The 14,230-nt window shown below is 64.2% G+C and carries 1 protein-coding gene and 2 pseudogenes; all 3 read right to left on the bottom strand.

Going from position 1 to position 14,230, the window contains the following annotated elements:
* Nucleotides 1-10: 10 nt before the first annotated feature.
* Nucleotides 11-13,861: a LuxR C-terminal-related transcriptional regulator gene (locus AB0L57_RS22830; RefSeq protein ID WP_364965825.1), complete on the bottom strand. Its 13,851-nt coding sequence runs from the start codon at nucleotides 13,859-13,861 to the stop codon at nucleotides 11-13.
* A pseudogene (locus AB0L57_RS22825) lies at nucleotides 13,838-13,999 on the bottom strand (helix-turn-helix transcriptional regulator); the annotation flags it as partial. The pseudogene AB0L57_RS22825 and the gene AB0L57_RS22830, both read right to left, overlap by 24 nt.
* A 42-nt stretch (nucleotides 14,000-14,041) precedes the next feature.
* Nucleotides 14,042-14,224, bottom strand: a pseudogene (locus tag AB0L57_RS22820) (helix-turn-helix transcriptional regulator); the annotation flags it as partial.
* Nucleotides 14,225-14,230 lie beyond the last annotated feature (6 nt).

Here is a 14,230-nt window from a genome sequence, read left to right as displayed (position 1 = left end):
CCGAAGCCGCTCAGCCCCACGGGGTCGGGCCGGCCCGCTTTCCGGTCCATGGCGAACGCGAGGCGGGTTTCGTGGTTTCCGGCGGATTCGGCGCGTCGGGCGGCGGGGATGACGGGAGTTCGGCACCGGTGAGCAAGGCGTGAGCCCAGGCCGCCATTATCGGAGCATCCCCAGGCAGCGATGTCATCGCCGCCGCATTGAGTTCACTCGACGGCAGATCACGAAACCTGGCGTACTGCCGTGCGGCGATTTTGTCGGCGACAATGCCTGTAACAGCGGAGGCGAGGAGCCCTCCGGTGCGCGCATCGATTTCGTCGACGGCGTCGATGAGATGCTCGGCCAACATCGAGTGGAATCGATCGCGCAATGGGCCGTCGGTGGGCAGCTCCAGATGCAGCACACGTGTCTCGTCCCCGTGCTTGGCAAGAACCATGAGATAGTTGCGCACCGCCATCTCCAGCCGCGCTCGTAGGTCGCCGTCGACCGAGTCGGACAGTGCCGCTCGACAGGCGGTTCGCAGACGCTCGATTCCCGCCGCGCAGGCCACCTCGAACCCGGTCGCTTTGTCGGTGAACAACTCCCGATATGTCCGGGAGGACACCTCAGCCCATTGCTGGACGGTTTCCAGCGACATCTTCGCGTAGCCGTGGCGGGCGGCGACCGCGATCAGCTGGGTCAGAATCCGTTCTTGCTCATCGGGTTTCGCCTGCTCAGCTGCCACGCCGTCGTCAGCCCCCGGTGGGGGCCGTACGCCGTCAGCGGTGGGTTTCAGCACTGGTGACGCAGTACCGATGCGCAGTAGATCGGCGAGGTCACGCTGCAGACCCGGTACCGCGGCCACGTCCCCGGTCGCGGCCCATTCCGCCAGCCGAGCGTTGACCGCTGCCGACAAGGCGCGGCGAACCTGAACGGACATGGCCGGCTCGAGCACCTCCCCCAGGGTGATGGCGATCGAGTTCGTTACCGTCATCGCACAGCTGGCGCGCTCGGGCAGGTCCAGGCCGGATGCCTCGATCAGTACGGCGCGTGCCGTGGCCGGGCGAGCGGCCACGGCGTTCACGTACGTGTTCACCACGGTCGTCATCCGGGAGGCGCGGTCGGGTGCCCGCAGGGCGCCCACCTCCTCGACGACCAGCTGCCGCAGATTCTCCAACGCCAGTTGTCGTGCGGCGGCAAACGCATCGTAGGTGCGTGAGAATTTCTCGTGGAAGTCGTCTGGAGTAACTCCCGCACGCCGCGACACCTCATCGACAGTCGCTGCGGCGAATCCCCGCTCGGACACCGTGGCCACCATCGCACCCAGAATGCGGCCACGCGAATCATCTTGATCCACATCAGTTCTTGTCGAAGGTACGAACAACCACTCGTCGGGATCTGCCGCGGCGAGACGGATGGGTAGTGCCCCTGGGGAGGGCGCAAACTCGATGCCTGCGCGACCGATGATGGCACTGCGCACGGCAGGATCGGTTTCCATCGCGTCGACCACCGCAAGTATCCGCAGGTAATCTTCTTCCTCGCCACGCGCCACAACCTGCCTCGCCACGCGTGATACCAGAGTGCGTGACGGCCGGGTCTCCGGACGGGAGCGCGGCTCGGTGTTCACAGTGGCATGCACGAGCATCCTGGCGCTGTTTTCGCGGGTGAGCGGCCGCAGGAGTTCTTGCAGCCGGCGGGCCGCCGCCCACGCGCCGGGTACGTCGTCGAGGACGTCGCCCAGTCCGGCCAGCCATTCGTCGATGGGCACAGGTGCGCCCTGAGCCTGGGTGACCAGGTTGAATTGTTTCGCAGTGTCGAGGTATCCGGCCAAGGCAGCGAGGAATTGGCCCACCCCGCTGGTCGACGGGACCAGCACCGGAACGCCTTGTTCGATTGCCTCGGTAGCGACTCCACCGAATCCCTCTGCGCGGGAGGGCATTACGACCACTGTCGCGGCCCGTATGTCGGCTCGGATCTCCCCTCGATCGGATGTGTGCGGTTTGACCTCGATCGCATCCGGGTCACCTACGATCTGCGCCAGCCGGGCCTTGGTGCCAGCGAGGTCCTGGTCGTAACCTCTGACCACCAACCGCACGTCACGGCCCTGCGCGCGCAACTGCCGCACAACCTGGGCCATTTCCGCATCACCCTTCAACCGGTCCGACAGACGGCCGAACATCAGAATCCGCACCGGACTCCCGGGCGAGGGCTGCGATGGTTGCTCAGCCATGTCCAGGACCGGCCGCAGTTCGTGCACCGAACCATGCTCCGCCATGGCGGCTTGCGACATTGCGTCCGCAGCCAATGCCGGGCCCAAGCCCGTCACAAGATGCGCACGCCGTGCCAAGTAGATGCCGGCCGCGAGTCGGCCGCGACCGCGCGCCTGCTCGCCTTGCACAGTTGCCCACAGCATCGGCAACAGATGATAAATAGCCACGAGTTTAGCGGTGGGATAGAGCTTCTCGGCATTCAGCGCGGCCTCTATGCCGTTGGCTTCGGAATGCACGACAACCATGTCGACCGATTTGGGCAAGCTTTCGAGATACTCGGCATTCCGATACCGCGTCCGCTCGGAAGGAGCGTAAACCTGCACACCTGGGACACGGAAACCGGGAGCGACCTTGTCCGGCAGAACAGTTACGTCGTGCCCGGCCGCCGCCAGCCCTTCACACAGCGCCAGGTTCACCGTGCTCATACCCGTCCGCCCCTGCCCCCAAAGGCCACAGCACACCAGAATTCGCTGCCTGGTGAGGTCGAGCCGGATCGAATGCCGGACATGTCCCTCCGGCGTGGGCTCGGCGGTATCGAGATCGATGCGGCCGTCCACATCGGAAAGTCCGCGACGCAACTCGTCGGCAGTCACACCCGGATCGGGATTGGTGGAGTCGGGTCGGTCGTAATCCAATCGGGCCAGCAAACGATGTCGGCCATCGGTGTCTCCGGACGAAGTGACAACGAAGACGGCATCTTCTCCGGCAACGGGCCGAGCGAGTTCAGCAAGACGCGCTGCCGCGTCGACGATGTCCTTGTGCGCCGGTTTCGAGTCCTCTTCGGGCAGCCGAGCCGCGACGGCAGCCGCCAGCGCGGCGGGATTCGAGACGTCAACGTTCGAAACAGCCAACTGCCAGCGGAATCCGCCGTACTCCTCGCGCATCTCGGACGCGTGCAACCGAGCATCGTGATGAGCATCGGCAGGCCCATAGGCGGGGTCGGTCGCCAATCGATCGGCGATCTCCCGCGCCTTCGCCGCGTGATCGCGCCGCATGTCCCGGTTGTCGCTCAGACCCCCGTCCGGTGAACGGTATCCGGTGTCGGGGTGCGCGAAGACCGCGCGCTCGCGCAGGTGATCGATGAGAGCCTGGCGATCGGAATTCCCGTTGTCCCCGGCACGCACCCCGGACCGGACCCACCCGAGAACGGACTCGGGCGTAGTCAGCGACTGCAGAACATCGCCCGATGCGCCCGGCTCGGTCGGTGGCCTGCTCCCGATGCGATCATCGGATTGTGTCCGCCGTTGGTGATCAGCTGCGGCGGCCGGCCCGACCAGGAAGACTCGTCGGCTGACGTCATAGCCGTTGAATGTCGTATTCGCCATGTCGACCTCTATCGGAGTCAGGTACCTGCTCACGTCGGCCAGGTACCCGAACAGGGCGGGGCGATTGGTCGCTGCTCTGCCGGCAATCTCATCGATGACGATCGCGAGGTGACGTCCCCGGGCCGCGGCCAGGCCCCGCGCCCAGTCGGTGAATGTGCGGTAGAAGTCTCCGACCGAGACATGGTTGATGAAGCTCTCCTGCGGATTGAGACCGCGTATGAGGAGCACCGGAATCCCGGATCTACTGGTGGTTTCGATGAGGAGGCCGGCTCCTGCCAATCTGGCATGATCCGGATCATCCGGGTTCTGGACCATGATTGCGGCTGTCATATTCGGCATCGCCTCGGCAACCGAATGATAATTTCCAGCCCAGCAGGCACTGGCGATATGTCCGGACAGCTCGAGCAACGGTCCCCGCGTGGGAATGAACTGTAACCTGGTGGAATCATTCGCCACACCCACGCCCTGAGTACGAAATATCGCCTCCTCCAGCGCGATAGCACTCGTCATCCGCCGGAAAGCGCGCGCCCCCTTCCGATCTGAGAAATAATGCGAGAATACTTCTTGATTCGTGATGTGGTCCACAAATTCACGGACCAGGACAACCTCTTCGAGAGAAGGGTTTTCCACACCGATGTCCCGCAATCGGTTTATCCATTCCGGATGCTTTTGCATTGCCCAGGCGAAACAGACGGTCCGCAGGTGATCGTGCAACTCTTTCACCCCGGACAGCAATTCGAAATTGTTCTCGAAATCCTTGAGCGAACGCAGTGCCGGAAACTGGTTCACCGGCGCCGAATCCGACGCCACGAGGGTCCTCAGCTCCCGCGCGAGAGCTGCCACCTTCCGGCGTGCTACCGCATTCACCGGAGACCCATCGGAGAGCCTGCCCGAAGCAAGGGAGCGCTCCAAGGAAGCGACGTGTTCGACGATGCCGCGCCCCAACTCGCCAAGCAGCTGGGTGATCGGACGCCGCACTCTCGTCATCGCCGAATGCGCGTCGCGCAAATTGCTCGCCAGCCGCGCGAATCGGTTCAACAGGTCTTCGGTCCACTGCGGATCGGACCTCGTCCGCAGTTTGGCGACCTCGACCACACCGCTCGGCCGGTAGACATCCGGCATCGCCGCGATATGACCATCGGCGTTCGCACGCTGGTTGTAATCGAGCAATTGGCGCAACGAGGCGATGTCACCGGCTCCCCACTCGGATTCCGAATAGCGGGTGACACCCATCAGGATACTGGCGACAAAGTTCGACGATTGCACTTTCGTCAGGCTTTGGTGCGACAAATCGCCACTGTTCACCTCGGACAACAGGGCACGCACGACGACCTTCAGCTCGGGAAGGACCGCAGCACCGGCCCCCCGAAGACCGAGCAGGTCACGCTCTCCATCTTGCCGACCGTCAGCCATGATGGCGCGGAGACTCCGAGCCAATTCCGGTGTCACTTCACGGACCAATTCCAGCGCGGCTCCAATTATCGGGGGCCGCCGTTTCGGAGCTAGCGCGGCCACCGCTCTGAAATAAACCCCGAAGGCAGAACGGCTCGCACGTTCGATATAGACATCCTCTACTTCCTGCAACTGTCGTTCGGTGAAGACAACTGCCCCGAAAACATCTTTCGTTATCTCGTCGATTCGCCCCGATCGCAGATACTCAGAGGCCAATTTGTTTCGAATCGATTCGGGAGAGTAGTCTTCGAGCGCAGCCAGAAAATTCCATGCTCTATAGTCGGTCAGCGCCACGGATGATTGACGAGCGACATCGTTCAGCGCGCTGTTGAAATCGAGGTGGACGGCCGAAGTATCGGATTCTGAAATCGGCATTGCATATTGGCGGATCTTCGCCGCCAGAGAGTGTTCCAAAACGCCCGCCGGAATCTCCGCAACGCGGGACAATTCTCGGCCGACCCTGTTGAAATCTTCTACTATCGGGCACTTCAGGATTCCGCGAGCAAACGAGTAGAGGTGGCGATCGGTACGAGAAATTTTCCGCACAGCATCACGAATCTCGCTCCGCGCCAGAAATTCCACCAGGGCACCGGCCCCAGCCGGAGTCCACCCAGGGATGTGCATGATGCCGATCAGGACCTCGTAGGCCATCGAACTCGAGATCACGCCCATGAGGTCGGGATGGGTGGCGAGAGCAATGCATATCTGTTGCCTGCGCGCACGGTCGTCGAGCCGATCAGAGGCCCCGATCGCGGCGAACGCCTCGACGGACATCTCGAACTCTTCTGACCACTTGGCGAGTTGATCCAAGAACGTGGCGATCTTGGCGTGTTCGCGTGCCGGGCGTGCGGAGAACCGTTGGACCAGGGTCTCGACTGCGTCCGTACTCGACATCAGACGGGATGTGGACTGCGCGATCTCCTCGGCGGTGCCGATCGGCGAGAACATTCCGCCATACACGTCCGACACGTAGTCGACGGTGTCCGCGGACGATGGATGAAGCCGGCCTTCGACCTTCTCGACCGAGAGCTCATTGGCCGTCAGCCACCTGGCATCCATGATTCGCCCCGCGCCGATCGCGGCAGCGAAACGCACCGGAGTATCGACCACCACGAGGCCTGAGTCGTCCAATCTCGCCGCACTCGCGCCGCGTACATTCAGCGCGACCGTCTCCGCCACATCGGGCGGCCGCCACCGATTCGACGGATTATCGGCACCGGTGGAATCGGCGACCACCAGGAACCGCGCCACACCCGTCACATCGACATGCCGCACCAGCACCCTGACATCCGGCGCGAGGTCGCGCGGCACATTCCAGCCCCCGAGCCCGTCGATATCCGTGATGGCCGCGCCATCCGGAAAGCCCGCCTCCAGGGAACCTGGCGGTGAGCCGAGGAGGCCCGCCAGTTCGTTGTCCAATTGTCCAGCGAGTCTGGCGATTTCGGCCTGGTGATACCGAGCTCGGTCATCGCCGGCAACAGTCGTGGCCAGCGCGTCCTCCTGGGCAGCCAGCTCTGTGGTCAGCGACTCGAGCCGCCGGCTGGGCATCGGCCGATCGGCGTACGCACCCTCGAACTCCTGGTCCTCCTCGGCGTCGACGATGCCCAAGTTCCACGTTTCAGCCGATACCCGACCTGCCAACTCGTCGAAACATGCGAGACGCCAGGCAAGCCGCAGGAGCCTGTCGGCGTCGTCGCGCACGTCCCGATCACCACCGACATCGACCGCACCGTTCAGCACCGCCGGTCGGATTGCCCTCGACCACCGTTCTCCGGCAACCACACCCAGCCGGGTCGCCAGATCGCGATAATGCTTTCCGATCCGATCCCGGTAGCGCCGGTATACCGTCCCCGCCTCGACGGGCCTGGCGCCGATCATGTCGCGCCGCGACCCGGGTGCCGGGTTCTCCGGCGGCCTGCTGCCGATGCGGTCATCGAGACCTGCTTGTTGCTCCTGCTCGGCCGCGTCAGCGGGCCCGACAAGATAAGCCGTTTGGCTGACGTTGTACCCGTTGAATGTCGTATCCGCCGCCCTGACCTGGATCGGTGTCAGGCTGGGGCGCGCCTGTTCCAGGTACTGGAACAGGGCGGGGCGATTGGTTGCCGCACCGCCGACGTAGTCATCGATGACGATCGCGAGTCGACGTCCGCGGGCCGCGGCCACGCCGTGCGCCCAGTCGGTGAATTTCTGGTAGAAGTCATCGGCAGAGACATGGTTGATATACGTTTCCACCGGGTTGAGGCCGCGTACGAGAAGCAGGGGCGCACCGGATGGGCTGGTCGTTTCGATGAGGAGGGCAGCGCCCACCAATCTGGCACGGTCCGAGTCGTCGGGATTTCGTACCATGATGACGGCGGTCATGTTCGGCATCGTCTCGGCAAGCGATGGATAGCTACCGGCCCAACAGACACTGGCAATATGCCCGGAGAGTTCGAGCAGAGGCCCCCGTGTCGGAATGAACCGCAGCGGAGTCGTTTCGCGTGCGACACCCACACCCTGAGCACGCGAGATCGCCTCCTCCAGCGCGATGGCACTGGTCATGCGCCGGAAGGTCCGGGCGCCCTTCCGGTCCGAGAAGTAGTGTGAGAACACCTCCTGATTGGTGATGTGATCCACGAACTCCCTGACGAGGGAGATCTCCTCGAGAGTGGGGGCGCCCGTACCGATGTTCTGCAATCGCTCCTTCCATTCCGGATGTTGCTGCATCGCCCAGGCGAAACAGATCGTCCGCAGGTGGTCGTGTAGCTCTCCGATCGCGGCCAATCGCTGGAAGTTCTTCTCGAAATCTTTGAGTGAACGCAGTGCGGGAAACGGATTCGCACTGCCGGGTTCCGATGCGACGAGCTTGCGCAGTTCCTGCACGCGCTCCCCCATCTTCCGGCGCGCCACCTCGTTCATCGGATCGCCATTGGCGAGCGTGCCCGAAGCGAGAGAGCGCTCCAAGGTGGCCATGTGCTCGACGATGCCTTGTCCGAGCTCACCGAGCAGGTGAGTGATCGGCCTGCGCACACCCGCGATCGCCGAGTGCGCGGCACGCAAATTCCCTGCCAGCCGTGCGAAGCGGGTCAGCAGGTCCTCGGTCCACTTCGATCCGGACCTCGACCGCAGCCTGCGGATCTCGATCACACCGCTCGGTCGATATGCCTCGGGCATCGCCGGAATTCGGCCGTCGGTTTCCGCCTGATCGTAATAACGCAGCAGCCTACGCAGAGAGCCGATGCCGCGCGGACCCCACGTGGACAACGAGTAGTGAGTGACGCCCATCAGCACACTGGCGAGGACATCCGACTTTCGTATTTTCACCAGCGTGTCGTGGGACAGATGTCCACTGTGTACCTCATCCACCATGGCGCGCACGACAGCCTTCAACTCGGGGAGTGCTGCCGCGCCGGTGTTCTGCAGGCCCAGCACAGCTCGCTCTTGTCCCCGGCCGTGCTCACCATCACCCATGAGGGCGCGTACATTCTGGGCGAACTCCGCGGTCACATCTGTCATCAGTTCCAAGGCTGCGCGGATCGTCGGCGGCCGATGGCTGGGAGACAATCCAGCCACCAGTTGAACATATCTGACAAAGGCGAAACCGCTCGTGCGGTCGATGTAGAGGTCTTCCACGTCCCGCAACTCTTGCCCGGTGAACGCCACACCGAACACATCCGTCGCGAACTCTCCAATGCGTCCCGACCGCAGGTACGCCTGAGCCAAGAACTTCCGTATCGCATCGGGAGAGTGGTCGTCGAGCGCGGCCAAGTATTTCCAGACCCGATATTTTGCGGCCATCGTCATACTGCGCATGTCCCCGGCAGGCGGAACACCGAATTCTGAACTCTTGCCTACATACTGGCTGATTATTTCCAGAAGAATTCGATCCAGAACACGAGCCGGTATTTCGGAAATGCGACGCAGCTCCCGGCCGAACCGATCGAGATCAACTACTGCCGGTTGCCCCAAACTTTCGCTGATGTACGGAGCGAAATCTCTGTTGTTCGCGTAGACCTTCTGCAGAGCTTCACGGATCTCGGCCCTCGCCAAGAATCCCACCCTCGCACCGATACCAGCGATGCTCCAACCATCAGTGTGCACGGTATCGAGCAGGGTGTCATACCCCGTCGGCGTCGAAATTGCTTGCAGGAGATCAGGATGGGTGGAAAGAGCCATGCACAGCTTGTGTCTGTGCTGGAGGTCGAACAGCTCTCCGTCTCCTACGGTGCCGGATGCTTCGACCATCTTCATCGCCTCGACCCACTCGACGAGCTGATCGAAGAACGCGACAATATCGTCATGCTCGGTCGCCGGCCGTCCGGCCACCTGGCGGAGCAGGCGTTCGCTGACATCCGTGCTCAGTGACAGGCGCGACGCTGATCGCGCAATCACCCCGGCGACGTCGGTCGGCGGCGGCACCTCCTCGTATGGGCCCCACTCGGATTCGAAGACATTCGCGAACGCCAGGTGCACCCGACCCTCGTCGGCTTCGAAATCGAGTTCATCGGTGGTCAGCCACCGCGCGTCGATGATCCGGCCCGCACCGATGCCCGCGGCGAAACGCGTGGACGCCTCCATCACCGCAACACCGGCGTCGGTGAAGGTCACCGCCCCCTTCGCCCGCACATTCAACGCCACAGCCTCAGCTGCGTCCGGCGACCGCCATTCACTCGGCCGACCATTCTCACCGGGAGGTTCCTTGACGACCAGGAATCGCGGCACACCCGTCGCGTCGACATGCCTGACCAACACCGCGGTGTCCGAAGGTTGGGCGCGCAGCGTGCTCGCCGCATCGAGTCCTTCGATATCGGCCACGGAAACTCCGTGTGGAAACTCCGCTCCCAGCAACCCCGGTGGCGGGCCGAAGAGCTGGGCCAGTTCGTTGTCCAGTTGTCTTGTGAGCGTCGCGATTTCGGCTTCGTGGGGCCGAACTCGGCCGGCGAGGCCCGCGGCGCCGATCGCGGTCGGCGCCGCGAGGTACCCGGTCAGCTCCGCGGTCAGCGATTCCAGGCGATGCGCCGCTGTTCCGGGGGTCGGGGCGACGTTACCGGTTGCGGACAGACGCCGCGCATCGGCCCACCTGCGACCCGACAACTCGTCGAGACAGTTCAGACGCCAAGCGAGCCGCACGAGCCGGTCGGTATCGGCCGCCACTTCCCGATCGCCGCCCAGATCGATCGCGTGGTCCAGCACCGTCGGCAACTCCGGCCGCAGCGTCGTCGAAAGCGGTTCCCCCGCAACCGCGCTCAGCTGCTCTGCCAGGTCGCGGTACTCCTGCCCGAGCTGGCGGCGGTAACGCCGGTACACCAAGTCCGCGCGCGCGGGCCTCGCGCCGATCGGGTCGAACCGAGGCCCAGCTGCCGCATTGTCCGGCGGCCTGCTGCCGATGACGCCGTCCCGCCCGCTGCCGGGCTGATCTGCCGGAGTGCTGGACCCTGAATCTGATTGAACAGCAGGAAGATCAACCACAAGCTCCGGGGTGATCTCGGGCGGACTCCCAGTCGTGACGAAGTGATGGATCACCCATTGCGGACTGCCGATGACGGGACCATTGATCTCCACATCGGCGAAGCCGACGGCGATCGCCTCCACCGGGTCGAGCGTGGACTTCGTCTCGTCAGTGAAGGCAGCCCGCAGAAGGCGCTGAAACCATTCCACGTCCGATTCGTCGATCAGGCCATGACTTCGCAAGTCCGCCCATGCGTCTTGAAGTACGATCTTGATCTCTCGACTGAAACGCATGTCGTCGGCGTGGTCGATCGCATGTGCAAATTCGTGGATGACGTCGTCGCGGTAGGGCCTCCCACTGCTCGGGTGAATACCGACCGCGCGGTTTCTCGCATCCGTCTCGACAGCCTGCCCCCGATCGGACACCCGGGACATACCCAGTGTCATCCACTCAGTTCGGCGGAAGCCGGGGGTATACACGGTGACGGCATCGTCCGACGGTAGGAATTCGATGCCCAGTTCACGAATATTGGTCAGGTGCGCGACCAGATTGGGCGCGTACCGATGTCGGGTGAGCAGGTCGTCGAGCGTCTCGAGAATCTCCCGCACCGCGTCGACGGGCACATCGGGATGATCGAAACCGGTGATGACAATGTACGGATGAGCGAGAGCGAATTCCTCCGCCAACCGGGCCTTGGCCTGTGCGTCGGCACTCACTCCGGTGAAGTGCGCCGCTTCCTCCGGCGTGTGCACCGCATGCCGCTCTGCTCGGACCAGCTCGTTCAATACCTGCCGGTGCACAGCGATCAGCATGTCCTCCTGCATCGGGGCGAAGCCCGCCAACCGGTCCGAGAGCGCGGCCACCCGTTCCCGCATCGAGGTGATGACCGACCGGCGGATCGGGTGGTCCTGCCACACCGTGCGACCCTCGATGAGCCGAATGAACTTCGCGGCGAAGGGACTCGGCCCGTAGTCCTTCTTCTCGGATTCGATCGCTCCCCGCCCGCCTGCCACCTCCCCGTCCTCGCCGATGCTCCAATTCCGGGTGCTGCGCCTGGTCCCGGTGACGGCGTCCAGCAGTCCGAGCAGCTCGCCCGATTCCGAATCCAGATGACTACGATCCAGCGGGCCGAGCACCGCGCGCGCTGCCACGCTCGCCGGGTCATCGACCAAACCCTGGTCGTATAGCCGTGACATGCCTTGTGGCAGAACAGTATTCGCTCTCCGACCAGGCATGATCTCCCGATACAGCACTGTTCGGTCGTCGGCATCCGGATGCGTGCCGGCGACTGTCGCGCCCATGGCACCGCCGATCACCGATATCGCCCATTGCCGCGCCGCATCGTCGGCGTTGTCGTAGGTCTCCCGGTGGCTCCGGTAGCCGTTGCCGAAGGTGACCCGTTCGACCGTGACCCCCGGTGCTCCCGGCAACCGTTCCCGTTGGACCACACCGGTGTTCATCGCCTCGCGCACAACCGTCGGGAACTGAGTCTCGCGCGGGTCGTGCGGGGCGCTCCCGATCAGACCTTCCGGGCCGGACGACGGGGGCGGCGAATCCTCGCCGATATCCGCGAATGCCGCCTCGGCCGCCTTCAGCGCGGCATCGAAATCACTGCCTGTGGCGACCTCGTCGGCCGAGCCCGGGCCCTGATCGGGCGGGGCTTTCTGTTCACCAGCGGGTTCAGTACCGGGAGGCTCACCGCGGATCTCGAACCACACGGTCTTGCCGTCGGGGTGCTGAACGACGCCGTAGTCGGTGGCGAGCGCTTTCAACAGGAAGCCGCCCCGCCCCGACTCGGCATCATCATCGGCGTTGCGCCACTTGGGGAGTGTGCGACTGTAGTCACGAATTCCCACCCGGAGGACCGGTGCGCCAGGGCTGTCGGTCACTGTCGCAATGATGAACCCGGACGTGTGGGCATGCCGCGGAATATTGCCCGCCAACTCCGACACCAGCAGCACAGCGTCTTCGATCCGACTGGGATCGGGCCATCCCACCTCGCCCGGGCCTGCCCAGTTCTCCATGATCCTGCGCACCAACCGCCTGGTCCGCCAGCTGTCCGAACCGTCCGGGGCACTGACGGGGACCAGGTAGCCACTGACGTCGGGCCGCGTTTCCGGAGCCGCCCGTGTGATCGCGCCGTGGATCTGCAACTGGACGAACCGCGACAGCACACCGATCATGGCCGAGCGCGTCGCGCCGAGATCGACGAGCATGGCCTCGAGATCCGCCGGGTCCAGCCCCCGAACCGCCTCGACCACGGTCGCGTCCAGCCCCTGCCGCAGTGCGGAAGCGACGAAACCCGATGCCACTCCGGCAACATGGTCGAGCACCGCCAGCATGTCGCGCTCCCGGCGAGAGTGGTTCCGCACCGAATCGTCGGCGGGGATGGACGATGCCTGCCCCCACAACTGCGTCGTCAACGCGGCACGGAACCCTTCGGGCGCCGCCCGGTGCGCAGTGCCCGGGCCGGACCCGTCCGCGTCCTCCGGATCATGTGGTCTGCGACCGATCAGCCCATCCGGATCGGAATCGGACGCACGCAGTTCGTTCGACGATGCGGTCGGTTGCGCGGAAGGGGCGTCGGTGACAGGCTCGACCGGACCGCCCGGCGGCAGGCTCCGATGTAGTTCGAACCAGGTGGATTTACCCGAGCCGTCATCGAACGAGGTCGTGCCGAATTCGTCGGCGACTATCGCCATCATCGACAGGCCACGACCACGCTCAGCGAATTCATCCGGCATATCACCGATTTCAGGAACGAAGGCACTGTCGTCCCGGACCTCGAAACGAAGCCTGCGCTCCGCCTCGACGTCGGTCTGCGTGATGACGACCTCGACCCTGCCATCCGTGTCGGCGAGCGCGTTCGCCATGAGCTCCGACATGAGGAGAATCGCGACAGAGACATCATCGGGGTCCAGCCAGCCGAAGGATACGTTCAGCAACTCCTCGAGACGATGACGCTCCGCGGCGAGTTCCTCGGTGCGGTCCTGCTCCCCCGCCCTGCCCGACACCCCCACCGCCGCACCAGCACCCCGCACTTCGTACTGCTCACGCACTCCCGGTGACGGCGCATCCCCCACACCCTCCGACGGTCTGCTCCCGATGCTGCCATCCTCGAGCAGATCTCCCGTCAGGTCGATGCCTCGCGTTTCCGCCGCGTCCACTGCCTCCGCTCGGCCGCTGGTGCGCAATTTGAGTCCGATACGAATCAGGTACGCGCTCACAGTTGCGGGTGCGATCCCCAGCGCAGCCGCGATCTGCTTGTTCGTCCGCCCCTGCTTGACAAGGCTGAGAACCTGGGCCTCGGTCTCGGACAACGAATCGTCGCGCCGGAGCACACCGGATCCGGAATTCGCGGTGGCGGGCGGAAGCGAGAAGCCGCTGGTCCCCAGCGCCTTACCGACCATGCCCGCCCGATCGCGAATGCCGAGCTTGGCGCCGATCCGGTTCAGATGGCCCTTCACCTGTTCCAGAGACAGCCCGAGAGCAACTCCAATTTCTTTGTTGCTCATGCCTTCCGCGACCGACCCGAGCACTTCGCGTTCCGCATCCAACCACTCGACGCCCGGGGTGACCTCGGCTGCGGGAATGAGGCCGGCGTGGATTGCCCGTGCCACCATCCCGGCGCGATCACTGATGCCGAGTTTGCCGCCGATGCGGGCGAGATGGGCCTTCACCGTGAGCGGCGACAAGCCGAGTTCCGCCGCGGCGGTCTTGTTCGACTTGCCCGCGGCGACCTTTGCCAGGACCGACACTTCTCGTGCAGTCAGTACGAG

This window comes from Nocardia sp. NPDC052254 (genome assembly GCF_040679495.1).
In the GTDB taxonomy this organism is placed as follows: domain Bacteria; phylum Actinomycetota; class Actinomycetes; order Mycobacteriales; family Mycobacteriaceae; genus Nocardia.
Note: the sequence above shows the minus strand (reverse complement) of the source record. Positions and strands in the feature narration are given on the sequence as shown.

Coding starts and splice junctions, on each gene's coding strand:
- AB0L57_RS22830 (WP_364965825.1), bottom strand. CDS start 13,861: ATGGTCGGTAAGGCGCTGGGGACCAGCGGCTTCTCGCTTCCGCCCGCC.